Origin of the sequence: Corynebacterium sp. H113, from assembly GCF_037572315.1 — a bacterium.
Classification (GTDB): Bacteria; Actinomycetota; Actinomycetes; order Mycobacteriales; family Mycobacteriaceae; genus Corynebacterium.
This window is the reverse complement of record NZ_JBBHKZ010000002.1, coordinates 396,902-423,513: the sequence shown is the minus strand read 5'-3', so window position 1 is coordinate 423,513 and position 26,612 is coordinate 396,902. Positions and strand designations below refer to the sequence as shown.

Below are 26,612 nucleotides of genomic sequence, written 5' to 3'. Positions count from 1 at the left end.
TTCTTACTGAGCGTTTGGCAACTCGCCTGGGTACGGCGCGCGCAAAACTTCCTGCTGCAGCGAAATCAGTTCTTTCAATCCCTTGGTTGCGCTATCGAGCATGGCATTCAACTGATCGCGGTCGAATGTTCCTTCTTCGCCCGTGCCCTGGATCTCAACGAACTTTCCTTCGGCCGTCATCACGACATTCATATCGACCTCAGCGCGCGAATCCTCTTCGTATGGCAGATCCAGGCACACGCGACCGTCGATAATGCCCACCGATACTGCCGCAACTGGTGACTTCAGCGGGGCTCCTGGCACAGCGCCAGCAGCATGGAGGTACGTGAGAGCGTCGGCAAGCGCGACATAAGCACCGGTGATCGCAGCAGTACGAGTGCCACCATCCGCCTGCAGAACATCACAGTCAATGTTGATGGTGTTTTCTCCCAATTCGCCGAGGTCTACTGCGGCGCGCAAGGCGCGACCAACCAGTCGAGAAATCTCATGGGTACGGCCCTTGACCTTGCCCTTCATCGACTCGCGTGGCATGCGCTCATGAGTCGATGCAGGGAGCATGGAGTACTCGGCAGTCAACCAACCTTCGCCAGAATCTCGCTTGAAGCGAGGTACCGACTGTTCAACAGACGCAGTACACATCACACGGGTGTTGCCGAAGCACACGAGCACGGAACCCGCTGGATTGTCGGTGAATCCACGGGTAATGGACACCTTGCGCATTTCGTCCAATGCACGGCCATCTGCTCGTACGAATCCAGTGGTTTCAGGCTGATTCTCAGAAGTCATGCCTTAAACGGTACCGCGCATGCTCGCTTTACGACGGCTCCCCCGCCACACATCAGACAACAACAAGCGTTGGCGGATGCTAAAAAATCATTCCCGGGGAGGCGAGAATGATAGAGCCGTCGAATTCTGACTCGGCAGAGCGCAATGCCGCGTTCTTGTCCCCATAGGGCGGGATATGTGTGAGAACCAGAGTTGTCACTCCGGCCAAACGTGCAGCTTTACCGGCCTCTGCGCCGGTCATATGCATTGCTTCCGGCTTCCCCTCGTCGGAATCACACCACGTAGCTTCGCAAATGAGAATGTCGGCATCTTGTGCCATTGTGACGATCTCGTCGGTCCACGCGGTGTCGCCGGTGTATGCCACGACTGCGCCGTCTAATTCGATGCGGAAACCATATGCCTCGATCGGGTGCACCATTGGGTACGCGGTCACGGTCATTCCCGCTACTTCAAATGTCTTGTGTGGCGCAAGATTATGCACGTCAAAGGTGTCTGAGATGTCTTCGCAGCCGTCAGATGTCTCGGCAGCGGCTCGTCCTACGCGAGCTGCAGTATCCGCGGGCCCCCACAGGTCATTCTTTTGTGCAGCAGGCGAGGTCGGATGGAACTTTCGCCAAATGAGAAGCCCCGGAATATCTAGGCAGTGATCAGCGTGCAGGTGCGACAAGAGCAAGTCAACAGTCACCGGGTCCCGATACTTCTGGAGCTGGCCAAAAGCCCCAGGCCCCATGTCCATGACAAATGCACCCCCGGCATCGGACTCCACGAGGAAGCCGGACGCTGGGGCATCAGGACCTGTCATACTCCCTGAACAACCCAGAACCGTCACTCTCATATCCCAAGCTTGCCATGCAATAGCAGGATTTTGCACAACTTTCAGCCCAGTACGTTGGGAATCACAAGTGAAGATTACGTGTGACCTGCGTAACGTCAGGGCCCAGGAAGCGGTGCGCAAGCTTCTGGAACATTTCCGGATCACCCGTTGATTCAAAGGTCCGCGTCGGTGCCGGATCCGTTTCCGGGTCCGCCAGCATATCCATTTCAGTGAGAACTCGAAGCACATCCTTCGCGGTCTCTTCCGCCGACGACACCAACGTCACATCATCCCCCATCGCCAACTGCACAACGCCCGAAAGCAGTGGGTAATGCGTACAGCCAAGAACAAGCGTATCGACGCCGTCAGCTTGTAACGGAGCCAAATATCCTTCGGCGAGCCCCAGAATCTGCCGACCAGAGGTAATCCCGCGCTCGACAAAATCAACAAAACGCGGGCAGTCAGTGGCTGATACGTCTACGCCTGGGACGGCGTCGAAAAGATCTTGGTATGCGCGGGAGCGGATTGTCGCAGACGTGCCAATGACACCAATCTTGCCATTGCGAGAAGCCGACACTGCCCTGCGGACAGCGGGCAGAATGACTTCGAGGACTGGCACTGGGTAGCGCTCGCGCGCGTCTCTGAGGAATGCAGCCGACGCTGTGTTGCATGCGATGACGATCATCTTGCAGCCGCGTGCGACCAGCTCGTCGGCGATGGCTTCTGCGTGCTCACGCACTTCAGCGATCTTCAACGGGCCATAGGGACCGTTTGCGGTGTCACCGATGTAAATCATCGACTCGTGTGGCAACTGATCCACGATCGCGCGTGCAACGGTCAGCCCACCTACACCAGAATCGAAAACTCCGATGGGCGACGTTCGCGAAATACCAGGATCACGCTGCTCATCGGCACTGACATCGCTATGTGTTGCTCTGCTTCCCGACGACCCCATTAGACCTTCCATCTCACTGCGTTTTTAGTTCCCATTACGCTCTGCGCTCGCGTCCGCGCTTCAGCAAGAAAGCGGCGATAATTCCGCCAATTGCTCCAAAGAGGTGCATCTGCCAACTTACGGGCGCATCCGTTGGGAATACTCCCCAGATTAGCCCGGAATAGGAAAATGCCAGAAAAATACCGACGATGATCTGCCCCAGCGCATGGTTAATAAATCCTCGTACGATCAGGAATGCCAACCAGCCATACACCAATCCGGATGCGCCGATATGGACTGTGCCGAGGGGACCAATGACCCACGTGGCCAAACCCGACACAATGGCAACAACTGTGGTGACCTGCCACCATAGCCGTTTCGACGTAAACGCAATGAGCGCTGTAAAGATCGCTGCTGAAACCGTATTGGCCGTAATGTGTTCGTACCCGGAGTGCAGCACTGGAGCGAAGATGATGCCCCAGAGGCCATGTTCCGTTCTCGGTTGCACGCCATATTCTTGGAGGCCACCTGAGAAAGCGAAAGTATCAACCAGGAACACAATCCAAATCGTGACCACGAAACCCACGGCCGCGCCGACAGCAGCAAACAAGCCACCGTCGTTGGTCTTAGGAACAAAGGTGCGATGCTCTGCAGGAGCTGGCCCACGCCGCACCGTGTTGCCCCGACTGCTTCGCGGGGCTGCAAGTCCACTGTCGTCGAAACTGTTGTGGAAGTAGCCACCCGAACCCGAGAAGTCCGACTGTCCTGGTTGATAACTCATGAACTTTCCGACTCCTCAATTCTTCATGTCCGCCACTCGCACCCCACGAGCCCCTATTGCGGATCGCCGACAAGATCTTTCCACGCAGGAACACCAGCCCGCCCTTCAGCGGACAACACGGCATCGACGATGGCGTTTTCCACTGCGTCAGATGCTGCAACTGTCAGCATTGCCAACTCCGTAGAGTCAACGGACAATGCTGCAGAATCGTTCCCGCCAATTGACACACAGAACAGCGTGTCCCCATCCATCGGCGCGTGAGCAGGGCGAATAGCCCGCGCCAGCCCATCGTGACCACACATTGCCAAACGTTGTGCCTGCGCTTGCGTGACCGGCGCATTGGTAATCAAACAACCAATCGTCGTATTCCTGGTACTTGCCGACGACGCTGCTTTGTCCGCACCGTCGTGGGTTGTGGATTCCTTCGGCACTGGAACTTTTGTCATTCCGACGAACCGTTTCGCCAACTCCGCCATGGCTTGCTCAGGCACTGCAGGTTGCGTGGAATCTCCATAGAGCCGACCATCCGGGCCAACGACTGCCCCCATTGGATTTGCCACCATTACTGCAGCTACGAAGTAGCCGCCTGGTAACGCCACGCATGCCTGGCCAAAACCGCCTTTGATGGCACCCGCCATCGCGCCGGTACCAGCACCCACACAACCAGATGGCACGCTCGTTGCCGGAGTCGCGTTGACAGATTCGTCGTCAAGCTGATCAAGGGCAGCAGCTACCGCTTGTGCGCCAAGTGCTGCATCTGGAACGTCTTTGGACCCGAGCAAAAGATCAAAGATGACAGCACCGGGAACGATAGGTACCAGGACATCTGGAAAATCGGGGGTTACTTCGAAGCCGATGCCTCGCCGTGCGAGCTCGCGCATAACACCATCCGCAGCAGCAAGACCGAACGCCGAACCGCCTGCTAGAACGATGGAATGGACTTTTTCGACCGTGTTCTCGGGAGACAATAAATCGGTTTCCCGTGTTCCGGGACCACCACCGCGAACATCGACGGCTGCGACAGCTCCCTTCGGAGTCGCAATGACGGTGACACCTGTATCTGCAACGCTCGCGTGTCCGATTGCCACCTCCGAGAGACCATCGAGACACCCTGCACCACGATTAATGGATGCTCCGAAGCGAATACTCATTCGCGCATCAGCTCTTCCAGAAGGGATTCCTGGTTGTACGACAACCACTGATAAACCGCGTCCGTTTGCTCGAGTTCTTCCAACGAACCCTTCATGTTTTCCATTGATACGTGCAGGTACAGGCGCAAATCATTAATTCCTGCGACCCATTTGTGAGCATCTTCTTCGGAAATAATGATAGTTCCGTTGACGTTAGGCTCTACGGCGTTCAAGATTGCCCGCAGATTCTCGAGCTTCGCGCGAACAACATCAGATTCATTGAGCTGGCGGAGAAGAGCGTTTTCCCCTTCCACGGACTCCGCGCCCGGCGCGACAAAGTCTGGCAGCAATCGTGCAAGTCGCGGATCTTGTGGAGCATCCGCATGGCCTGAAGGCATACCCACCATTTCGGACAGTTCGTCCTTCGGCGCAGTGGCCGCACGATTCATCAGCGAATCCGACACCGTCGCTGCAAGTTCACACAGAACTTCCCTTTCGGCTGGTTCCAATACACTCTGGAATCGGACGGCTCCTCTGAGCATTCCGCGCTTTCGCCGCCAAGGCCGCATGACAATTCTCCTGGGTTTAATCCGCCTGCTGAATGGTGGCCCATAGGCCAGCCTTGTGCAGCTTTTTCACATCAGCTTCGACTTTATCGCGTTCGCCAGAAGACACGACGGCCTTGCCTTCGTTGTGGACTTTCAACATGAGTTCATGTGCCTTTTTGCGATCCATTCCGAAAAGCATCTGAAATACATAGGTCACATAACTCATCGAGTTAACAGGGTCGTCCCACACGATGCACTGCCAAGGCCGATTTGATTCGGTGACGGCATCGGCGTCGATGACGCCCATCGGGGTAGCAGCTGGCATGGTCATGTGACCCAGAATATATAGCCTCGCGAAAACGTGCACCGGACTACACTGTGTTGGGTGACCGATCCGAATGTGATGACCAGCTCGACAGCGCTTCGCACTGACAAGTACGAACTAACCATGTTGCAGGCCTCGCTGCGCAACGGCACTGCTAATAAGCAGTGTGCATTTGAAGTGTTTGGCCGCAGGCTCCCGAACGAACGTCGTTATGGCGTTGTTGCAGGTACTGCCCGAGTTCTCGACGCCATTAGTCGTTTCCAGTTCACCGAGGAACAACTGGCCGCACTCGACTTCCTCGATGCCGACACAATCGAGTATCTGCGCAATTACCGATTCTCAGGTGACATCGACGGATACCTCGAAGGTGAACTGTACTTCCCTGCCTCACCGATCTTGTCGGTTCGTGGCACCTTCGCTGAATGCGTAATCCTCGAGACTCTGATTCTGTCGATTCTGAATGCTGACTCCGCCGTCGCATCTGCTGCTGCGCGAATGGTTACCGCCGCTGGCGGTCGTCCGATCATCGAGATGGGTTCTCGTCGGACTCATGAAGAGGCTGCTGTCACTGCAGCACGTGCGTCGTACCTCGCTGGATTCACCGGAACATCCAATCTAGAAGCATCGGTGCGCTACAACATTCCGTCGTCCGGCACGGCAGCCCATTCTTGGACGTTGCTACATACGAACGCTGACGGCACTCCTAATGAGGCCGCTGCGTTCAAAGCTCAAATTGATACGTTGGGCTTGGATACCACGCTGTTGGTCGACACCTACGACATCACGCAGGGCGTTGCGACGGCGATTGAGGTCGCAGGCCCAGAACTCGGTGCGGTCCGCATTGACTCTGGCGATTTGGGCGTTTTGGCTCGTCAGGTCCGTCAACAGCTCGATGGCTTGGGCGCTCACAATACGGGCATCGTTGTCTCGTCTGACCTTGATGAGTTCGCCATCGCTGCATTGCGTGCGGAACCAATCGATGCCTACGGTGTCGGTACTTCTGTCGTGACGGGTTCAGGTGCCCCAACGGCTGGTTTGGTTTACAAATTGGTTGAGGTCGAGGGGGTTCCCGTCGCAAAGCGTTCGCGTGACAAGAAGTCTCACGGTGGCGCGAAGGCTGCGGTTCGGGCGTGCCGACGTTCTGGTACAGCGGTTGAGGAAATCGCATATCCACTTGGCCATGAGGTACCGACATCCGGCAGCTTGGAGATCCAGGAGCTGACCGTACCAATGGTGCGTACTGGAGAAATCGTCGATGGCTTGCCAACTCTTGAGGACAGTCGGGATCACCTAGCGCGTGCTCTCGTTTCCCTGCCGTGGGAAGGTTTGGCGTTGTCGCGAGACGAGCCTGTGCTCAGCGTTCGATTCGACGGAGTGTAGGGCGAAGATAGGCAGTGTCGGATTCGTCCATGTCGGAAAACTCGGAATCTGCAACCGAAGTGGAAAAGCTGCTTGCGGCAGCAGTGACAGCGCTTGGCGGTGCGAAACGTCCCAATCAGGTCAAGATGGCCAAATCAGTGCACAAAGCCTTGACGACGGGTCGTCATCTAGCAGTGCAAGCGGGCACCGGTACTGGTAAGTCTTTGGCGTACCTGGTCCCGGCAATTGTGCAGGCCATGGGGTCGGAGCAGTCTGTAATCGTATCCACTGCAACGATTGCGCTGCAGCGTCAACTCGTTGAGCGCGACTTGCCCCGTCTTGCTGATGCACTGGAACCCGAGTTGGAACGCCGCCCAACGTTCGCAATTCTTAAAGGTCGTGGCAACTATGTGTGCAAGGCGAAGGTCGCTAATGCTATCGACGATCCCACCGATGGTGGAGAGCCGGTAGCTCTAATCGACGAAGCCGCACTCTCCCGCACCGCCCAGCAAGTGATGCGGCTTCGCGACTGGGCAGATGAAACTGATGACGGCGATCGAGACAGCCTCGACATGGGCGTCTCAGACGATGCGTGGCGTCAGGTCTCTGTCTCTGCCCGAGAATGCGTCGGCGCAGCGAAATGCCCGCATGGGATTGACTGTTTTGCCGAACAAGCTCGCGCCCGTGCCTCAGATGTGGATGTGGTGGTCACGAACCATGCCATGCTCGCTATCGACGCGTTGTCCGAGGCTGTCATCCTGCCCGAGCATGAATGCGTGATCATCGACGAAGCGCACGAGCTTGACGGCCGGATCACCTCGGTTGCGACCGACGAGTTATCAGCAACCGGCATCATCATGATGGCGAAGCGTGCCAAGAAGCTAGGCGCACGCGACCAAGCTGTTCGATTGGAAGAAGCAGCTGGCCTGCTCCAGGAAACCCTCGCTGAACTCGAAGAATCAGAGCCTGGACGTTGGAATGAACTACCGCCCACCGCCGGTGAAGCTCTCACGACTGTTCGCGATAGCTTATGGCAAGTACAAACTGCCCTCGCGACCGGACAAGAAGGTACAGGTTCCAGCACGAGCAGTGCAACCGACACCGCAGAGCGCCACACGGTTCGCGCAGCCATTGAAAACATGCACGACGCTGCCGTGCGAATCTTGTCCATGGCCGAGCACGATGTGGTGTGGCTCGGTGAACGCCGAACGTTAAACGTCGCGCCTCTCTCCATCGCAGGACTACTCCACGAGCGCCTTTTCGGCGACTACACCGTCGTCTTAACGTCGGCAACGCTGGCACTTGGTGGGCGCTTCGACACCATGGCGTTTTCTTGGGGACTGCCCGAGGGATCCTGGGACGGTCTCGACGTTGGTACCCCATTCGATGCTGGCAAAGCAGGGATTCTGTACGTCGCAAAGCACTTGCCAAAGCCTGGTCGAGATGGCACTGCCCCACAAACGATGGATGAAATGGAGGCACTGATCAAGGCTGCGGGTGGTCGCACCCTTGGACTCTTTTCTTCACGACGTGGTGCTGAGGCAGCAGCCGAAGAAATGCGGAAGCGCCTGCCCTTCGAAATTTTCGTTCAAGGAGAAGATTCGATCGGTGCGCTCGTCGACAAGTTCAGTGCGCACGAGAATTCGTGTCTATTTGGCACACTCACACTGTGGCAAGGTGTCGATGTGCCAGGTCCTTCGTGCTCCCTGGTGCTGATCGACCGCATTCCATTCCCCCGCCCAGACGATCCGCTGTTGTCTGCACGCTCCGATGCTGCCAACGCGGCTGGCCGAAGCGGTTTCATGGAGGTGTCGGCGACGCACGCTGCACTATTAATGGCACAGGGCGCAGGTCGACTCCTGCGTAGCGTCAACGATCGAGGTGTTGTTGCGGTGCTGGATTCACGCTTGGCGACGGCCCGTTATGGCTCCTGGATCGCTGCATCTATGCCGAAGTTCTGGCGGACGACAGATCCAGCCGTAGTCCGCGCTTCTCTCGAACGATTGGTAGCGGCACGGCTCAAGCGAGGTTGATTGCGTCAGCTGTAGCGGTGGCGTAATCCACTAGTTGATCAACCATCGCGACAGTAGGTGCGCCAGTTGGAGCTGCGTTCGACGGCATCTCTTGAACCCGTCGTACTACACCTTCAGCGATGATTGCTACCTTCCAGAGTCCCAATACGTACCAAAAGTCCAATGCTTGCGGATCTCTCCCAGTTCGCTGCAAATACATTTGTGCCAGTTCTTCTCCGGTGGGGAAACCGTCAGCGCAGCCGGCTTCGAAGCCTGGCAGGACCAGTCCTCCTCGCTCCGGCCAATATGCGCGCAGCGAACCAACGTCGGCAAGTGGCGCCCCCAGCGTCGCAAGCTCCCAATCGACAACGGCTGTTACCTCACCCGTGTCGAGGTTGCACATTACGTTCCCAAGATGAAGATCTCCATGGACGAGAGTCGTAGTGTCCTGCTCCGGTATCGCGTCCCAAAGCCTTTCTGTCAACGCGTCGAGAGCCGAGCTTTCACGAGTTTTTGTTCTTTCCCACTGCGTCGACCAACGCCGCAATTGTCGAGGAGCATATGGATCGTGGGAAGAAAGCACAGAAAGACCGACTTCGTCCAGATTCACTTCATGGATCCGCGCCATGACTTCAATAAGGTTTTCAGCGATGACGCGCCTCACGTCAGGAGTGATTCGCTCCGCAACCGCAGGGCTCGTCACCGCCTCACCAGCAACCATTTCCATCGCAACGACAGGTACATCCGTGAAATTCGGTGTTTCGTGAATGCCAAGAATCCCCGGAACTGGCACGTTTGTCGAAGACAAAGCCGACATGATACGTCCTTCTCGAGCGACGTCATGTGCAGAGGATGCAAGGGAGCCCCGCGGGGGACGTCGCAAAACGATCGAGTGCCCAACACCGTCGGTGGCACAATACGTAAGGTTCGATTGACCCGCACCAAGCCTATGTAAAGTCACTTCCCCACGTGTGGCACCTGGCAGGGAATCCAACCAGGTCGGCAAAGCTTCCAGGTCGAACGGAGTCTGGTCGGAGCGATGCCCCATTGTATTGCTACGTGTGTCGTATGCGTCAGTCATGGTGTTTTCTCAGTTCAGCTTTGGCAACGGTGCGCAAGTGGACTTCGTCGGGGCCATCAGCAAGGCGGAGTGCGCGGAGGCCTGCCCAGAATTCTGCGAGTGGTACATCATCGGTGACGCCCTCTGCGCCGAAAACTTGGATGGCTCGGTCGATGACTTTCAACGCGATACGAGGAGCCACCACTTTAATGGCGGCAATCTCCTGTCGTGCAGCCTTGTTGGAGTACTCGTCCATCGTCCAAGCCGCCTTGAGCGTGAGAAGCCGAGCCATGTCGATGTCGATACGGCTTTCTGCAATCCAGTCGCGAATATTGTCACGTTCTGACAGCGAGCGGCCGAATGTGGTCCGGATACTTGCTCTTTGACATAGCAGCTCTAGCGCACGTTCAGCCATGCCAATGGCACGCATGCAGTGGTGAATTCGACCAGGCCCAAGCCGTGCTTGGGCGATCTCGAATCCTCGACCTTCACCAAGCAGAATGTCCTTATCAGGAACAAAAACGTCTTCGAAATGGACCTCCGCATGCCCTTCCCGATCGTGATAGCCAAACACAGGCAGATTACGCACCACACTGACGCCCTGTGCATCAGCCGGTACGACAAGCATGGATTGCTGTCGATGAGGCTTTGCGTCAGGAGATGTCTTTCCCATCACGATTAATACGCGGAGGTTAGGGTGCATGGCATTAGATGCGAACCATTTTCGACCGTTTAGGATGAAGCCGCCGTCACCCCGTTGCATAGACATAGAAATATTGGTCGCATCGGAAGACGCAACCCCTGGTTCAGTCATGCAGAATGCGGAACGAATGGTTCCTTCCAGCAATGGATCGAGCCACTGACTACGGTGTTCCTCCGTACCAAATAGTTCTAGAATCTCCATGTTTCCGGTATCTGGCGCACTGCAGTTGCATGCCTCTGGGGCAATATGCGGACTTCTGCCCATGATTTCAGCCAATCCCGCATATTCAACATTGCTAAGAGCAGGCCCTTGATTCTCGTGCGGATGAAAGAGATTCCAGAGACCTCGAGACTTCGCCTCATTCTTGAGCTTTTCCAGAGTCGGCGGAAACGCATGCGGGTTACCGCCTTCCCGAAGCTCATCCTTGATGATTTTTTCCGCAGGATAGACACATTCGTCCATGAATGCTTCGAGTGTTTCTCGGTACTCCCGAGCGCGGTCAGTTTCGAAAAAGTCCATGTGATCGCTAGCTTTCCCCTCTACGCGCCTTCCATTGGGTTTCGCACTAGCAGACCGCCGTCGATTACCAAATTGTCACCGGTCATCCAACTAGCTGCACCTGAGGCGAGAAAGCAGATTACTTTCGCAATATCCTCCGGCTCGCCGATTCGACGTAGTGGTGTCACCGAACTGACCGCTTCTTCTTGGTCTTTCCACAAGGCTTCGGACAGTTTCGTTCGCACAACTCCCGGCGAAATCGAGTTAACCCGAATTGCAGGCGCCAACTCCATTGCCAATTGTCTAGTCATATGCAGTAGCGCTGCCTTCGACGCGTTATAGGTGCCCAGCCCTTCTTCGATGGTCAGCGCACCCACCGAAGACACATTGATTATTGCACTTGGCGAAGATCCCAACCCACTGGCTACCGCAGCCCTCGTCCAGATAGAGGGCGCAAGAGTATTGACAAGAAACGTTTTCTCCATTGCGGCCAGTGGCTGATCGATAATTGGGCCGTAGGCGGGATTGGTTCCTGCATTGTTCACAAGAACTGTCAAAGGGCCTAGTTCTTCTGCAACTCGAGAGCATGCATCTCGTGCAGCGCCTACATCTGCAACGTGAGCCCCGATACCGATAACCTTGCCTCCAGTCTCATGCGCAATCTTGTGTGCCATCTCTGTGGCGGATTCTTGCGACCGTGATGTCAGGGCAACTTTTGCTCCACCACGAGAGAATTCAAGAGCGGTCGCGTAGCCAATACCTCGTGTTCCGCCAGTAATAAGGACAACTTCGCTGCTGAGATCAATGCCTGCCAATGGGATACCTTTCGCAGTGCCACAGCGCGAAGCGCTGTGCCGTCGACTTACTTGCTCCCACACAATATATTGAATCGTGATTCAGGTCACATACTTTCGGAAACTTTCCAATCGGGTTTCAGCCCCAACGAGGCACACCATGCCCTATTGACGGTAGCGAGAATCCGCTCGAACGTCGCACTGTCATCTGGATGCTCACCATCTACCCACGTCGCATATGCCAAACGGGACACCATCGCAGACAAGGCAATAGCCATCATTTCCACATCAACTGTCGCAGCAACTTGCCCCTCCAACTGCAGCCGTTTCAGCCATTCTGTATTGCGGGAGGCAAATCGTCGCGCACGCTCTTTCCTGAGCTCACGGAATGTCGGCTGCACCTGCGACACTTGTTCAAGAAGGGCCATAAACTGGGCATTTCTACGGTAGCTCTGCAAGTACTCCCGATTAGTTATCGCCAAGACTTCCGCAGGACTAGCACCTTCCCGCGGGCGCGAAGACCGTGCGCGCATGTCTGTCTCGACACTTTCCAGTACTGCATACAGAAGCTGATCCCGGCCATCGAAATAGGTGTATACAGTTCCAACAGAACACCCTGCTTCCTCGGCGATATCCACCAACCGAGTGTCGAAGTATCCTTCCCGCACAAACACAATTTTGGCAGCCTCCAGGATCTCTTCACGCCGCCCTCCATGGGGTCGCGTCACCAGTCAACCGCCTTTCACCTTGAGTATCGACTTTCTTTCCAAACTACCCCACACCTGAATCCAGATTCATTTAAGTTTGGATACCAATACCACCAAGCAAAGGAGGAACGATGCCAATCCACAGCGCCTACCCTGCGGTCGACATCCCACCTGTATCTCTCTTCCAGTATCTATTCGCTGACCTTGCTCCCCAGCATGCCGATAAACTGGCCATTGCTGATTCAGGAACTTCCGCGACGTATTCCGAACTTCGCGACATGATTGAACGATTCGCGGGCGCACTAGCAGCGCGCGGCATCGGCAAGGGTGATGTCGTTGCACTGCACTGCCCGAACTCCACGACATTCGCTGTCGCATTTCATGGCATTTTGCGGGCAAACGCCACAGTCACTACCGTCGCGTCGATGGCAACTGCTGACGACGTCGAAAAGCAGCTCCGTCTCTCGGGAGCGAAGGCCATCTTGACGACGTCCGCGATCGGTTGGGCAGGACACCAAGGCGGCGAGAACGCCGGGTTATCCGATGACAAGATCATCGGCCTGACCGGCATTCATGGCATCGCAGAGATGCTTCTCGAAGGCAGCCCGGTTCCTGAGGAAGACATCGACTCCGAACACGATGTCGCCGTCATTCCATTTTCATCTGGAACTACTGGTGTACCTAAAGGTGTGCAGCTTACTCACCAAAACCTGGTAGCGAATCTAGTGCAGATGGGTTCTATCATCGGCGGCCACATCGATGAAAACACCATCGCCGTCACACCGCTACCCTTCTTCCACATCTACGGCATGAATGTGCTGCTTAATCTGCTCCTTGCGGTTCGCGCCTCGCAGTATGCGATGGCAAAGTTCGACCTACTGGAGTTTTTGGAACTCGTACAAACGCACAAGGCAAACTTCGCATTCATTGCACCGCCAATTGCCGTTGGCTTAGCAAAACACCCGGGTGTCGATGCTTACGACTTGTCGAGTCTCACAAAAATCTTGTCAGGAGCTGCTTCTTTGCAAGCAGACCTGGCTAGTCTCGTAGAACGGCGAATCGGCTGCGAGATCACACAGGGCTTCGGAATGACAGAGTTGTCGCCCGTGTCGCATGTCCGCCTCGATCAATCCACTCCTGTCGATTCCATTGGACTCGCCATTCCGAATACGTCCTACAAGCTCGTGGATGTCAGCGACCCTGCACTAACGGAGATCCAGCCACCAGCTTCGGGGCGCTCTGAAGCCGGCGAACTCTGGATTCATGGCCCTCAGGTCATGCTCGGCTACCTCAATAATCCCGAGGCCAACTCGATCATCCTCGTCGACGGCTGGCTCCGTACAGGTGACATCGCCGAAATGGATGCAGATGGCAACGTCTACATTGTTGACCGTTTGAAAGAGCTCATCAAGTACAAGGGTTACCAGGTAGCACCTGCGGAATTGGAGGACATCCTCCTCCAACATCCTGACATTGCTGATGCAGCCTGCGTCGGTGTTGTCGACCGTGCCGGTGATGAGATTCCGAAGGCTTTCGTGGTGAAGCGCGAGGGGGCAAACGTGTCCGAAGACGACATCATCGATTTCGTTGCAGAACGAGTAGCTGCATACAAGAAAGTTCGTGAAGTGGAATTCATTGCTGAAGTGCCTAAGTCAGCTACCGGAAAGATCCTGCGGAAGAATTTGAAACAGTTGTGAACGTATAAACTCGCTCGACTCTGCAATATTCCCTCCACACTCCGACGCGCTGAGTAGCATTTCTGTCAATCAGCAACAAGCAAGTGAGGTTCATATGCCCCTACGAAGTGCCGTATCCGACATTGATATCCCTGACGTCTCTCTTTTTGACCTACTCTTCTCAAACATTGACGAGCGCCATGAGAACAAGCTCGCGATCGTAGACTCTGGTTCTCAATCCACGTACGGAGAGCTGCGTCAGCAGGTCAAAGCTTTCGCGGGTGCGCTCGCAGCTCGTGGCGTAAAACAAGGTGACGTCATTGCTTTGCACTGCCCGAACTCCACAACTTTCGCTGTGGCATTTCACGGTATCCTGCGTGCCGGCGCAACTTGCACCACCGTTGCGTCGCTGGCTACTGCCGACGACGTCGAAAAGCAGATCCGCGTGTCCGGTGCTTCCATGATGCTGACAACATCCTCCATCGGCTGGGCAGGCGCGAACGGTGCAGAAAACGCTGGACTAGCCCCGGAAAAGATCATTGGACTTACCGGCCTACATGGCATGGGCGAAATGCTCGCGGAAAACCATCCTGCACCAGAGGTCGATGTCCTTCCCGATGACCTCGCGGTGATCCCCTTTTCGTCCGGTACCACTGGTACACCAAAGGGCGTGCAGCTAACTCACCGCAATCTTGTTGCAAATGTGCTGCAGGCGGCGAACGCCGTGGATGAACAGCTGACTGAAGACACTCCAGCAATCACCATTCTGCCGTTTTTCCACATCTACGGGCTTACGGCACTGCTCAATTTGTGTCTGCTTCGTCGGACGACGCAGTACACCATGGGCAAGTTCGACCTGCCGGATTTCCTGCAGCTCATTCAGGATCGCTCAGTCAAGTTCGCGTTCGTTGCGCCACCGATTGCGGTTGCACTGGCAAAGCACCCCATCGTGGACAACTACGATCTCTCATCGCTGGAAACCATTTTCAGTGGCGCGGCATCTCTGCAGATCGATCTGGCTCAGCAAGTAGAGGATCGCATCGGCTGCATCATGGCACAGGGCTATGGCATGACCGAATCGTCCCCAGCGACGCATATTCGGATGGGCCACGATTCCCCACTCGATTCCATCGGTCGCGCAGTCGCCAACACTGAGTACAAGATCGTTGATATCGAACGCGACGATCTCCCCGAAATCAACTGCCCATCCTCCGGCTGTTCCGCCTCCGGGGAATTGTGGATCCGCGGACCACAGGTCATGCGTGGCTACCTGAACAATCCAGAGGCTACTGCCGAAACGCTTGTCGACGGCTGGCTCCGTACAGGCGACCTCGCACAACTCGATCAATTCGGCAATGTGTACATCGTGGATCGTTTCAAGGAGCTCATCAAGTACAAGGGCTACCAGGTTCCACCCGCAGAACTTGAAGCTGTATTGCTGGAGCATCCAGGTATCGCTGACGCTGGCTGTACCGGTGTAATCCGTAATGATGGCGAAGAAGTGCCCAAGGCATTCGTCGTAACGCAACCGAATGTGACGTTGACAGCCGACGAAGTCATGGACTTCGTCGCAGAGCGCGTCGCGCCGTACAAGAAGGTGCGCGAGGTCGAGTTCATTGAGCAGATTCCAAAATCTGCGACCGGCAAGATCCTGCGACGTGAGCTCAAAGTTCTCGACTAAACGGCGATGCTAGCTCCGGACAGTGACCACAACGGTCACAGAGCCGGGCGCGATTTCGGTGTAGCCAGCATCGCGCACCGCCACGATTGACTCGTTCGAGTCGCCGTTTGAAGCAGTTACAGGCCACTCTGACCTGGGTACCTCACGAATATTCATGGAGTATCCAGACTGTGCCCATTCCCACGCTTGTTCTGCCGATAGCGCAGCTGCATACAACATCGACGCGTGACCGACCTGCGCCGCAGCCTTCCCGACGGTCATGTCCAAGCCACGATCAACCCACAGCGTTGGTGCTGTGTCGCTGGCAGAAACGATGTCTGACGGATCGTCGTAAGGAAGATCTGTCCCACCAATCTGCAGCTTCGACACTTGCTGTGGCGTATCCGACACCGGAGTAGGCACTAGCGCTCTCGCGGCTGCACCATTCACCGTGGCGGTCGCACCGGGGATCTCCTGCACCCGCGTCCACTGGGCATTACGGGCGCGTCGAGCGATCTTACGAATTCGCTCTCCGTACCAACCGTCAAGACCTTTGTAGAGCGTTGAATCGACGTGTCCAGCTGGTTCCGCCAAACACGTCGCGACCACAGCGGTGGCAGCGGCTACCAGCAGGGCATTCCGCGATGGCTTATCGTCGGCGTTCTTGGGTATGTGCAACACGATCGGCATCGACCACGGGACTGCCTCTTCCCTCGTCCAGTCTCGAGGTCGTGCCAACTGCGCGTGAGCTATAGAAAACCACTCTGGTACGGATACAGCTGACGACGAATCGTCGTGCATTACTGAACTGGATTTTCTAGCGCAACGCGACGGTACGTACCGTCCTCACGATCTGCATGGTCGATCTCATCGCGAGAGACACCCAGCATGTACAGCACTTCATCAAGGAAAGGATTGTTCACGGAGGTGTCAGCCATTTCCTTCAGCGCTGGCTTCGCGTTAAATGCGATACCCAGGCCGGCAATTGACAGCATGTCGATGTCATTTGCTCCATCGCCAACGGCGACCGTCTGGTGCATCTGAAGACCGTACTGCTCGGCAAATGCCCGAAGGCTACGCGCCTTCTCCTGGCGATCGATAATATCCCCGATGACACGGCCAGTGAGCTTACCGTCAACAATCTCGAGGGTATTTGCACGATAGAAGTCGAGACCAAGCTCCTTCGCCATTGGCTCAAGAATCTGGATGAAACCACCCGAGACGGCACCCGCCTTGTAGCCCAGACGCTTCAGAGTTCGAATCGTGGTGCGAGCGCCAGGCGTCATGACAATGGATTCACGAACTTCGTCCAACACTGACTCTGGGAGACCAGCCAGCGCCTTGACTCGCTCATGCAACGATTCCGCGAAATCTAGCTCGCCGCGCATCGCGCGTTCAGTGACGGCTGCCACCTCTGCCTCACGGCCAGCATGAGCCGCGAGCATCTCAATAACTTCACCAGTAATCAGAGTCGAATCCACGTCAAAGCAAATCAGTCGCTTGGAGCGCCGCTGCAAACCATCACGTTCGATGGCAATGTCGATGTTCTGATCCTGTGCAAGGACCGCCAACGCCTTACGCAAAGGCACGCCTCCGCCTGGCTTAGGGTTCGGAACAGTCACCTTCAGCTCCAAGCCAGTAACTGGGTAATCGGCAATACCACGGATGGAATCAATGTTGGCTCCGTAGTCAGCCAGAGTCTGACCAATACGAGAAACATCCACTGCCTCAACTGGATTTCCGAGAACGACTACCACGTGGGTCGAAGCCACACGAGCGATGTCCTCGTCCTGCTCGATATTCACCTGCATGGAACGACCCGCCAGCGTATCCACGAGCCCCTTCTCGAGAACATCAAGCTTCTCTGGGCGAACACCAATAAGTGCACCCAGTGCCAGACGAGACCGAAATACTGACTGCTCCACATCGAGGATCTGTGCGCCATGCGCAGCCAGTACCCGGAAGAACGATGCCGAGACACCAGGGTGATCTGGTCCGGTCGCGGTAACAAGCGCGGACACCAGCCCCTCAGGAAGAGTCACTGTATCAGCGAGCAACGGAGCATCAATAGTTTCAGTTTGGGAGTTATCAACCGTATTCTGCACGCCCACTAGTATCCCATACCGCTCATGAACTGGGAATCTGGGCATAGCTACGACGAGTGAGTTGCCCCCGTTGTTAAGCTCGACGACCTACTGCCGGAAAACAAGTTTTAGACAGCACAAAGCCCCCTCCGGGAGGAACCGGAGAGGGCCAAAAATTGTGCGTAGTTCAGAGGTCTTACTTTGTCAGCTCAGTGACTTTCAGATTAGAGCTGGCGACCAACGTGTGCTTCTTCGCGCATGCGCTCAACCATGTGTGGGTAGTGCAGCTCGAACGCTGGGCGCTCGGAGCGAATACGTGGCATGGAGGTGAAGTTGTGACGTGGTGGTGGGCAAGAAGTTGCCCACTCGAGGGAGTTGCCGTAACCCCATGGGTCATCAACGGTAACAACCTCGCCGTAGCGCCAGGACTTGAATACGTTCCAGACGAATGGAATCACAGACAGACCCAGGATGAACGCACCGATGGTGGAGATCATGTTCAGGGTGGTGAAACCGTCGGTCTCGAGGTAGTCAGCGTAACGACGTGGCATACCCTCGTTGCCCAGCCAGTGCTGAACCAAGAAGGTCATGTTGAAGCCAACGAACGTGAGCCAGAAGTGGATCTTACCCAGGGTCTCGTCGAGCATACGACCAGTCATCTTCGGGAACCAGAAGTAGACACCAGAGTAAGAAGCGAATACCAGGGTACCGAACAGGGTGTAGTGGAAGTGTGCAACCACGAAGTAGGTATCAGAGACGTGGAAATCCAGTGGTGGAGCAGCCAGCATAATACCGGTCAGACCACCGAACAGGAAGGTGACGATGAAGCCCAGTGCGAAAGTCATTGGGGTTTCGAACGTCATGTGACCGCGCCACAGGGTGCCCAGCCAGTTGAAGAACTTAACGCCGGTTGGAACCGAAATCAGGAACGTCATGAACGAGAAGAACGGAAGCAGAACGCCACCGGTAACGAACATGTGGTGTGCCCACACAGCCATGGACAGGCCAGCGATGGACAGGGTTGCGAACACCATGCCTGCGTAGCCGAAGAGTGGCTTGCGAGCGAAGACAGGAACAACCTCGGTGATGATGCCCACAAATGGGAGCAGCAGAACGTAAACCTCTGGGTGTCCGAAGAACCAGAAGAGGTGCTGCCACATCATTGCGCCACCGTTAGCTGGGTCGTAGATGTGTCCGCCAAGCTTACGGTCGAACAGAACACCCAAAGCAGCTGCAGTGAGGATTGGGAAGATCAGCAGTGCCAGAATCGAGGTCACCAGGATGTTCCAGGTGAAGATTGGCATGCGGAACATGGTCATACCAGGTGCACGGAGGCACAGCACGGTAGTGGTCATGTTAATTGCGGAAACGATGGTACCGATACCACCGATACCCACACCCAGGATCCAGAGGTCAGAGCCGACGCCTGGCGAGTGGATGGAGTCCGACAGAGGCGAGTACATGGTCCAACCGAAGTCAGCTGCACCGCCTGGGGTTAGGAAGCCCGAGAGCATCAGGATGCCACCAACGGTGGTCAGCCAGAAACCAAAAGAGTTCAGACGTGGGAAAGCTACGTCCGGCGCACCAATCTGCAGCGGCAGGATGTAGTTAGCAAATCCCCAAACGATAGGGGTACCGAACAGCAGCAGCATCACCGTGCCGTGCATGGTGAACATCTGGTTGAACTGTTCGTTGGACAAGAACTGGAGACCCGGTGCGAAGAGCTCAGCACGGATCAGCAAGGCCATGAGACCACCGACGAAGAAGAAGGAGAAGCTCATGATGATGTACATGATGCCCAGCTTCTTGTGGTCGGTCGTGGTAAGCATGTCCCACGCCCAGCTACCCTTGCGCTCGTGGCCGAACGGTTCTGGCCGTTCGGTCGCGGTCACCTCGTGACCGGGCCGCGGAGCGACAGCAGTCATTCTTCCTCCTGACTACGCGATAGTCTGCGGTTCACAGACTATTCAAAGAATTAAGTGACTCTTAATGTTAGTCCAGATGAGCCCGCGTATGCGAGCCCACCTTTCTCTACCTGGCCGAGTCTAACTGGTTCCTGTGAAAAAGTTAAGGCCAGCAGCGGATTTGCAGCATCTCGCCAAGCTGTGCAAACTGCAGAATTTCCTGAGAAACACCTTAACCAGCAACTATTCCGAATTAATTGCCGTTTACGGCGTTCCCCCGAATTACCCCCACTAGCATCCTGAGGCTTTCTAGAAGTCCCAGTCTTCGTCTTCAGTGCTTTCAGCCTTACCCATGACGTAGGAAGATCCGGCACCAGAGAAGAAGTCGTGGTTCTCGTCAGCATTAGGGCTCAGCGCAGACAAAATCGCTGGTGAGACCTTGCACTCGTCAGCCGGGAAGACCCCTTCGTAACCTAGATTATTCAGCGCCTTATTTGCGTTGTAACGAAGGAAACGCTTGACATCTTCGGTCCAGCCGAGCTCGTCGTACATATCCTCGGTGTACTGAATCTCGTTGTCATAGAGATCGAGCAGCAAGTCGAAGGTGTAGTCCTTCAGCTCATCCTGCTCTTCCTGGCTGAGCTTCTCGACGTTCTTCTGATACTTGTAGCCGATGTAGTAGCCATGCACAGCTTCATCGCGAATGATCAGGCGAATGATGTCTGCAGTGTTCGTCAGCTTCGCGTGGCTCGACCAGTACATCGGAAGGTAGAAGCCCGAGTAGAAGAGGAACGATTCAAGAATGACCGACGCAATCTTCTTCTTCAGCGGATTATCGCCCTCGTAGTATTCGAGGATGATCTTCGCCTTCTTCTGAAGATGCTCGTTAGTTTCACCCCAGCGGAATGCATCATGAATCTCAGGCGTCGATGCCAAGGTCTGGAAAATCGAAGAGTAACTCTTCGCATGCACCGATTCCATGAAAGCAATGTTGGTGTACACCGCTTCTTCGTGTGGTGTCAGTGCGTCCGGCAGCAACGACACTGCGCCAACGGTGCCCTGAATGGTGTCCAGCATCGTCAGCCCCGTGAACACGCGCATCGTGGTCTGCTGTTCAAGAGCGTTCAGCGTATTCCAGCTCTTGATGTCATTAGACAGTGGAACCTTCTCCGGCAACCAGAAGTTACCGGTGAGACGATCCCACACTTCCAGGTCCTTCTCGTCCGGAATGGTGTTCCAGTCGATTGCCGCTACCGGGCACTCACGTGCCTCTTCATGCTTCTCACGGTGGGCAGGGGTTGAGGGTGGGCAGTCATCGATGTTCATGCAATCGTCTCCTCTTTATAATCACCGGCTATTCGTACTGTTCGTAGCCGACGAAGTGATCTCTTCCTAAGCATTCAAATGCCGCTCATCCACGACGCTAGTGAATGGCGGCACGTTTGTGCTGAGGACAGACTTCTAGGCGCCTATCCTACTCACAATTGGTCTGTCCACACTAGACACCTATTAATAAGGTGCATTTCGCGGACGCCCCTTTTCACGTCCCGCATCCCGTCACTCCCCTGCCCCAGTGGCAGGCGTGACATAGGGCGAAGGCCCACAGAGTCCGTGCAAACATCTGTGGGCCTGGTGCTTGACGACGAGTTCGTCGTCAAGCGTTTACATCATGCGAGCGGAACTAGAGCATGCAGGAAACGCAGCCCTGAACTTCCGTCCCTTCCAGAGCAACCTGGCGGAGGCGGATGTAGTAAATCGTCTTGATGCCCTTGCGCCATGCATAGATCTGCGCACGGTTGATGTCACGGGTAGTTGCGGTGTCCTTGAAGAACAGCGTCAGCGACAAGCCCTGGTCGACGTGCTGGGTGGCAGCGGCGTAAGTGTCGATGATCTTCTCGTAGCCAATCTCGTAGGCATCCTGGAAGTACTCCAGATTGTCATTGGTGAGATGCGGCGCTGGGTAGTAGACGCGACCGATCTTGCCTTCCTTGCGGATCTCAATCTTGGAGGCAATGGGGTGGATCGACGACGTCGAGTTGTTGATGTACGAAATCGAACCGGTAGGCGGAACCGCCTGCAGGTTGCGGTTGTACATGCCGTGCTTCTGGATCTCAGCCTTGAGCTCGCGCCAGTCATCCTGCGTTGGGATGTGAACCGATGAGTTCTCGAAAAGCTGCTTGACCTTCTCAGTCTGTGGCTCCCACGCCTGATCGATGTACTTGTCGAAGAAGGAGCCGTTGGCGTAGTCGGAGTTCTCGAAGCCACCGAAACGAACACCACGTTCCTTCGCGATCTCCTTCGATGCCTTAAGAGCTTCGAAGAGCACACAGTAGAAGTAGATGTTGGTGAAGTCGATTCCTTCTTCAGAACCGTAGTGAATACGTTCGCGGCCGAAGTAGCCGTGCAGGTTCATCTGACCAAGGCCAATCGCGTGAGATTTCTCGTTGCCCTTCTTAATAGAAGGAACGGAGTCAAGCGACGTCTGATCGGACACTGCGGTCAGACCACGAATTGCGGTTTCGATGGTCTTAGAGAAGTTGTCCGAATCCATCGCCATTGCGATGTTCATCGAGCCCAGGTTGCAGGAAATATCCTCGCCGACCTCTGCGTACGACAAATCTGCGTTGTACGTAGAAGGGGTAGATACCTGCAGAATCTCGGAGCACAGGTTCGAGTGGGTAATCCGACCGTCAATTGGGTTGGCCTTATTTACCGTGTCCTCGAACATGATGTACGGGTAGCCGGACTCGAACTGAATCTCCGCCAAAGTCTGGAAGAACGCACGGGCATTAATCTTGTGCTTCTTGATCCGAGGATCCTCGACCATATCCTGGTAGTTCTCGGAGATGCTGACATCCGCGAAAGGTCGACCATAGACGCGCTCGACGTCATATGGGCTGAACAGGTACATGTCGTCGTTGCGCTTTGCCAGTTCGAACGTGATATCTGGGATGACAACGCCGAGCGACAACGACTTGATGCGAATCTTTTCATCAGCGTTCTCGCGCTTGGTATCCAGGAATCGCAAAATGTCTGGGTGGTGTGCATGCAAGTACACAGCGCCTGCGCCCTGTCGCGCACCCAGCTGGTTAGCGTAGGAGAAAGAGTCCTCCAGCAGCTTCATCACAGGAATGACGCCAGAAGACTGGTTTTCAATGTGCTTAATAGGCGCGCCCTGCTCACGCAAGTTGCTGAGCAGCAGCGCAACGCCACCACCGCGCTTGGACAACTGCAACGAAGAGTTGATAGCGCGACCGATGGACTCCATATTGTCTTCGATACGCAAGAGGAAGCAGCTCACAGGCTCGCCACGCTGGGCCTTACCCGAGTTAAGGAAAGTAGGAGTCGCAGGCTGGAAACGACCAGTAATAATCTCGTCGACGAGTTCCTGAGCGAGCTTCAAATCACCATCGGCAAGCGTGAGAGCAACCATGCAGACACGGTCTTCGTAACGCTCCAAGTAGCGCTTCCCGTCGAAGGTCTTCAGGGTGTACGAGGTGTAGTACTTGTACGCACCGAGGAACGACTTGAAACGGAACTTGTGCGCGTATGCCTGCTTGAATAGGGCCTTGATGTCCTCGAATTCGTACTTGCCGAGGATCTCCGCATCGTAGTACTTGTTCTCGACCAGGTAGTCGAGTTTTTCCTTCAGGTTATGGAAGAAAACCGTGTTCTGATTGACGTGCTGCAAGAAGTACTGACGTGCAGCCTGTCGGTCCTTGTCGAACTGAATCTGACCATCGTCATCATAAAGATTCAGCAGTGCATTGAGCGCGTGGTAATCCAGCTGCTCGTCCCCTACTGGCTCCGCCACTGACTTGCCCATTTCAGCCAATCTTCTCGCTCCTCGTAGCTCTCTTCAATGCTCTTTTAGATGTTACAGTTTTTAGAATTACGCCCATTTTCACAGGCTAGTACGCAGGTCAACGCGCAGTTATGTGCTTGTGACACAGGTTGTGGTTACGCAGCTTTTCCGTGGAAAAACTCTGTCAGTCCCTTGCGAACAATGACAACGTCTTCATCGTTGCCCATCAACTCGAAACGGTACAGGTATGGAACCTTGCATTTGTAGGAGATGACATCACCAGCCTTGCCGTAATCTGCGCCAAAATTGGTATTACCTGCAGCAATGACTCCTCGGATATACGAGCGGTTGTGCTCGTTATTGAGAAATCGGATAACTTGCGGCGGGACCGGCCTGGTATTTCCCCCAGACATCGATACACCACCGCCATATGTCGGACAGATAAGCACATACGGTTCATCTACCAGCAACTCCGGATCGGACTTTCGCATCGGAATTCGTTTACTCGAAAATCCGAGCTTTTCGACGAACCGGTGCGTGTTCCCCGTCGCAGACGAGTAATAGACGATGAGCATGTTTGCAGTCATCCCCTTTTAAGGTTCTTACCAAAGAACCGCGGTCTCGCCTGAGCGAAACCGCGGATTGAAAATGCGCAGTGCGAGCGCTTTTAAGCTGCCTGGAGAGCCTTGATGCGATCTGGACGGAAACCAGCCCAGGTTTCCGCACCGGTGTCAACAACTGGTGCCTGCAGGTGGCCAAGAGCCATGACGTAGTCACGAGCCTCGTCATCCAAAGTGATGTCAACTACGTCGTATGCAATTCCGGCCTTATCCAAAGCACGGGTGGTTGCGCGACACTGAACACAAGCTGGCTTGCTGTAAACGGTAACCATGAATCTCCCACATTCCTTTTCGCTCAAATGCGCTCAACCACTGAAACTGCCATAGCAACAACGGTGAGTATTTTGCCAAAATGTTGCTAGCCGAGGCGCTTACCCTCCGGCTTAACCCGCGTTCCGGAGCAACATCCAAAACACTACACTTGGTGCCAGAAAAAGGCCAATGATACAACATCTAGTAGTTACATCATTAGTATTCCCTGCTCATCAGAATTCGAAGCACTAGATGTTGGGCACCACGCCGTGACAACCTTGTAATTTCACGCGAATTATTCAAAAACTCGTGGAAAAACAGCTATCAATGGCATGAGGGTTCACTAATAACATGGGTGTGATTCATCTCAGAAAAGAGAAACCGCATTGGCAGCAAGCTGCCAATGCGGTTTTGCTGAAAGCTACACCTTCTAAGAGATGAGCTCAGCGGAAGCCATACGCTCCAATTAGCCCTGACGAGCCTTGAAACGTGGTTCCTTCTTGTTGATCACGTAGACCTTACCGCGACGACGCACAACCTGAGCGCCCGGCTTGTTCTTCAGCGACCGAAGGGACTTACGGACCTTCATTCGGGCGCTCCTTTCTACTCGGCTCCAAATTGGTTGAACGCCGAGCCCAATGGATTTTGAGCACTCGTCAACCGGACGGCACCGGCAATCGGTGCCATGACACGAACCGCCATGTTACCTAATGCTTCCGCGAACACCAAAAAAGTATCGCGCCGCCCCTCCCGACAGGGTTAATCGCCAGGGCTCAGCCATTGTTTTCCATCATAATTTCTCGCACATCACTCAATGACCGTCCCGTGGTTTCGGGAACCGTCCGCCACGTGAAGACCAGTGCCATCGCTCCAGTGACCGCGAAGAACGCGAATGACCAGGCACCACCAATGACGTCAACCATCGGCAGGAACGCCTGTGCCACAAACCAGTTCGCGACCCACAAAGCCAAACCTGCAAGCCCCATGCCGAGACCACGTACTTCGTTCGGAACGATCTCCGAAATGAGCAACCACGTCGCCACTGATACCGCTGCCTGCTGGAAGACGATGAACACCGTCATCAGTGTCAAAGCCGCCATTGCTCCTACCCCGGAGTCCGCCGCAAGGCCATATACCGGTGCCAACGCCAGCAAGGACATGGCACAACCACTCAGTCCGATCAACAGCATTCGACGACGCCCTACCTTGTCGATAACGCTCATGCCGACCGCACACGCAATCACAGAAGCAGTACCAATCAGAATTGACGTATAGACAGAGTTTTCCGTCGACAACCCAACCTTATTCATCATGGTTGGCGCGAAGTACATGATCGCGTTCGCACCGGTGACCTGCTGCGTCACACCAATGAGCATGGCAATGATGACGCTGCGTCGCACCCATGGGGTACTCAATGCCGCGCGTTCGGCTCTGCGCTGATCTTTACTTTGCGACGACTCTGCAACTGCAACTTCGTCAAGTGATGCATCTGGGCCGTGCATGCGCTGAAGTACGCGCAACGCTTGTTTTGGTTTGCCACGCTGCAGGAGGAATGCTGGAGTGTCAGGAAGAAAAAACATACCGATAAACAGGACAATTCCCGGCACCGCACCAAGTCCTAGCATCCATCGCCAGGAGCCAGATTCAGCAAGTGCAGAGTTGGTAAGGAATGCAACGAGCTGACCGATGACGATCATCAGCGAATTCAAGCTGACCAGCCGACCGCGGATTTGCGGTGGCGCCATTTCGGAAATGAACATCGGCACCACGATGGATACTGCACCAATACACAAGCCGAGCAACGTACGGGCGGCACCCAGTTCTATTGCGCTTCCCGCCACGGCACACCACAAACTGCCGATGATGAAGCCAACTGCTCCGATAATGATCGTACTCCGACGGCCTATACGGTCCGCTACCCGACCGCCGACGAAGGCACCGATTGCTGCTCCTACGAGCAACATCGCAGTTACAGTAGATTCCTGACTAGCAGTGAGCTGGAACGACCGTTGAATAAAGAGCAAAGCTCCAGAGATCACGCCCGTGTCATATCCGAAAAGCAAACCACCCAGCGCGGCGATAGTTGCCACAGCCAGAGAATGCCAGGATGAGGTCGAATTTTTCACGGTGGACATTGTGCCAGCTTTCGCCAACATATAG

The 26,612-nt window shown here is 55.2% G+C and carries 24 protein-coding genes; 4 read left to right on the top strand and 20 right to left on the bottom strand.

Translation table 11 applies throughout. The features are described from left to right. Window positions 1-3: 3 nt before the first annotated feature. The 7 genes from rph to clpS all read right to left on the bottom strand — a co-directional run bounded on the left by rph (window position 4) and on the right by clpS (window position 5,324). On the bottom strand, window positions 4-786 hold the full coding sequence (rph, locus tag WG938_RS03145; RefSeq protein ID WP_339977497.1) for a ribonuclease PH: 783 nt from the start codon (window positions 784-786) through the stop codon (window positions 4-6). Between the two features lie 79 nt (window positions 787-865). Continuing rightward, window positions 866-1,588: an MBL fold metallo-hydrolase gene (locus tag WG938_RS03140; protein ID WP_339977495.1), complete on the bottom strand. Its 723-nt coding sequence runs from the start codon at window positions 1,586-1,588 to the stop codon at window positions 866-868. Window positions 1,589-1,682: 94 nt separating this feature from the next. Beyond that, on the bottom strand, window positions 1,683-2,555 hold the full coding sequence (gene murI / locus WG938_RS03135) for a glutamate racemase (RefSeq protein WP_339977493.1): 873 nt from the start codon (window positions 2,553-2,555) through the stop codon (window positions 1,683-1,685). Between the two features lie 34 nt (window positions 2,556-2,589). Beyond that, window positions 2,590-3,315: a rhomboid family intramembrane serine protease gene (locus WG938_RS03130; protein WP_339977491.1), complete on the bottom strand. Its 726-nt coding sequence runs from the start codon at window positions 3,313-3,315 to the stop codon at window positions 2,590-2,592. A gap of 53 nt (window positions 3,316-3,368) precedes the next feature. Beyond that, window positions 3,369-4,466, bottom strand: a complete 1,098-nt coding sequence (locus tag WG938_RS03125; RefSeq protein WP_339977489.1) for a P1 family peptidase — start codon at window positions 4,464-4,466, stop codon at window positions 3,369-3,371. Further along, a complete protein-coding gene (locus WG938_RS03120; protein WP_339977487.1) occupies window positions 4,463-5,014 on the bottom strand; it encodes a DUF2017 domain-containing protein in 552 nt (183 codons plus the stop codon). The genes WG938_RS03125 and WG938_RS03120 overlap by 4 nt, the downstream gene beginning before the upstream one ends. Before the next feature lie 16 nt (window positions 5,015-5,030). Continuing rightward, complete coding sequence (gene clpS / locus WG938_RS03115) at window positions 5,031-5,324, bottom strand: ATP-dependent Clp protease adapter ClpS (protein ID WP_339977485.1); 294 nt, start codon at window positions 5,322-5,324, stop codon at window positions 5,031-5,033. Between the two features lie 72 nt (window positions 5,325-5,396). Here clpS and WG938_RS03110 point away from each other — a divergent pair, with 72 nt between their 5' ends. Continuing rightward, a complete protein-coding gene (locus tag WG938_RS03110; protein WP_339978779.1) occupies window positions 5,397-6,698 on the top strand; it encodes a nicotinate phosphoribosyltransferase in 1,302 nt (433 codons plus the stop codon). Between the two features lie 29 nt (window positions 6,699-6,727). Next, window positions 6,728-8,710 carry an ATP-dependent DNA helicase gene (locus tag WG938_RS03105; protein WP_339978776.1) on the top strand — a complete coding sequence of 661 codons (1,983 nt, stop codon included), beginning with the start codon at window positions 6,728-6,730 and terminating at the stop codon, window positions 8,708-8,710. Here WG938_RS03105 and WG938_RS03100 read toward each other — a convergent pair. From WG938_RS03100 to WG938_RS03085, 4 genes are all read right to left on the bottom strand, one after another. Beyond that, entirely contained in the window at window positions 8,697-9,737 is a 1,041-nt protein-coding gene (locus WG938_RS03100; protein WP_339978773.1) for a phosphotransferase family protein, read from the bottom strand. The genes WG938_RS03105 and WG938_RS03100 overlap by 14 nt on opposite strands. Before the next feature lie 25 nt (window positions 9,738-9,762). After that, entirely contained in the window at window positions 9,763-10,971 is a 1,209-nt protein-coding gene (locus tag WG938_RS03095; RefSeq protein WP_339977483.1) for an acyl-CoA dehydrogenase family protein, read from the bottom strand. Window positions 10,972-10,991: 20 nt separating this feature from the next. Next, window positions 10,992-11,765, bottom strand: coding sequence for an SDR family oxidoreductase (locus WG938_RS03090; RefSeq protein WP_339977481.1), 774 nt, complete (start codon window positions 11,763-11,765; stop codon window positions 10,992-10,994). Window positions 11,766-11,851: 86 nt separating this feature from the next. Beyond that, window positions 11,852-12,472 carry a TetR/AcrR family transcriptional regulator gene (locus tag WG938_RS03085; protein ID WP_339977479.1) on the bottom strand — a complete coding sequence of 207 codons (621 nt, stop codon included), beginning with the start codon at window positions 12,470-12,472 and terminating at the stop codon, window positions 11,852-11,854. 110 nt (window positions 12,473-12,582) lie between these two features. Between WG938_RS03085 and WG938_RS03080 the strand changes: the two genes are divergently transcribed. Both WG938_RS03080 and WG938_RS03075 read left to right on the top strand, forming a co-directional pair. Next, the gene (locus tag WG938_RS03080; protein ID WP_339977476.1) at window positions 12,583-14,148 is read left to right on the top strand and encodes an AMP-binding protein; all 1,566 of its coding nucleotides are present in this window, start codon (window positions 12,583-12,585) and stop codon (window positions 14,146-14,148) included. 94 nt (window positions 14,149-14,242) lie between these two features. Further along, complete coding sequence (locus tag WG938_RS03075) at window positions 14,243-15,808, top strand: AMP-binding protein (protein WP_339977474.1); 1,566 nt, start codon at window positions 14,243-14,245, stop codon at window positions 15,806-15,808. A gap of 9 nt (window positions 15,809-15,817) precedes the next feature. Here the strand turns inward: WG938_RS03075 and WG938_RS03070 are convergent, their stop codons facing one another. From WG938_RS03070 to WG938_RS03030, 9 genes are all read right to left on the bottom strand, one after another. After that, window positions 15,818-16,588 (bottom strand): peptidyl-tRNA hydrolase, encoded by a 771-nt coding sequence (locus tag WG938_RS03070; protein WP_339977472.1) that lies wholly within the window; start codon window positions 16,586-16,588, stop codon window positions 15,818-15,820. Further along, the gene (gene serB, locus WG938_RS03065) at window positions 16,588-17,937 is read right to left on the bottom strand and encodes a phosphoserine phosphatase SerB (RefSeq protein ID WP_445228175.1); all 1,350 of its coding nucleotides are present in this window, start codon (window positions 17,935-17,937) and stop codon (window positions 16,588-16,590) included. Before serB ends, WG938_RS03070 begins: the two co-directional genes overlap by 1 nt. Window positions 17,938-18,095: 158 nt before the next feature. Continuing rightward, window positions 18,096-19,796 carry an aa3-type cytochrome oxidase subunit I gene (ctaD, locus tag WG938_RS03060; protein ID WP_339977470.1) on the bottom strand — a complete coding sequence of 567 codons (1,701 nt, stop codon included), beginning with the start codon at window positions 19,794-19,796 and terminating at the stop codon, window positions 18,096-18,098. A gap of 288 nt (window positions 19,797-20,084) precedes the next feature. Next, window positions 20,085-21,101 (bottom strand): class 1b ribonucleoside-diphosphate reductase subunit beta, encoded by a 1,017-nt coding sequence (gene nrdF, locus WG938_RS03055; protein ID WP_339977468.1) that lies wholly within the window; start codon window positions 21,099-21,101, stop codon window positions 20,085-20,087. A 355-nt stretch (window positions 21,102-21,456) separates the two neighbouring features. Beyond that, window positions 21,457-23,601: a class 1b ribonucleoside-diphosphate reductase subunit alpha gene (gene nrdE / locus WG938_RS03050; protein ID WP_339978767.1), complete on the bottom strand. Its 2,145-nt coding sequence runs from the start codon at window positions 23,599-23,601 to the stop codon at window positions 21,457-21,459. A gap of 134 nt (window positions 23,602-23,735) precedes the next feature. Further along, on the bottom strand, window positions 23,736-24,155 hold the full coding sequence (nrdI, locus tag WG938_RS03045; protein WP_339978764.1) for a class Ib ribonucleoside-diphosphate reductase assembly flavoprotein NrdI: 420 nt from the start codon (window positions 24,153-24,155) through the stop codon (window positions 23,736-23,738). A 92-nt stretch (window positions 24,156-24,247) separates the two neighbouring features. Next, on the bottom strand, window positions 24,248-24,472 hold the full coding sequence (nrdH, locus tag WG938_RS03040) for a glutaredoxin-like protein NrdH (protein WP_339977466.1): 225 nt from the start codon (window positions 24,470-24,472) through the stop codon (window positions 24,248-24,250). Between the two features lie 446 nt (window positions 24,473-24,918). Continuing rightward, complete coding sequence (ykgO, locus tag WG938_RS03035; RefSeq protein ID WP_005511141.1) at window positions 24,919-25,041, bottom strand: type B 50S ribosomal protein L36; 123 nt, start codon at window positions 25,039-25,041, stop codon at window positions 24,919-24,921. A 184-nt stretch (window positions 25,042-25,225) separates the two neighbouring features. Continuing rightward, window positions 25,226-26,587 carry a sugar porter family MFS transporter gene (locus WG938_RS03030; RefSeq protein WP_445292880.1) on the bottom strand — a complete coding sequence of 454 codons (1,362 nt, stop codon included), beginning with the start codon at window positions 26,585-26,587 and terminating at the stop codon, window positions 25,226-25,228. Between the last annotated feature and the right edge of the window lie 25 nt (window positions 26,588-26,612).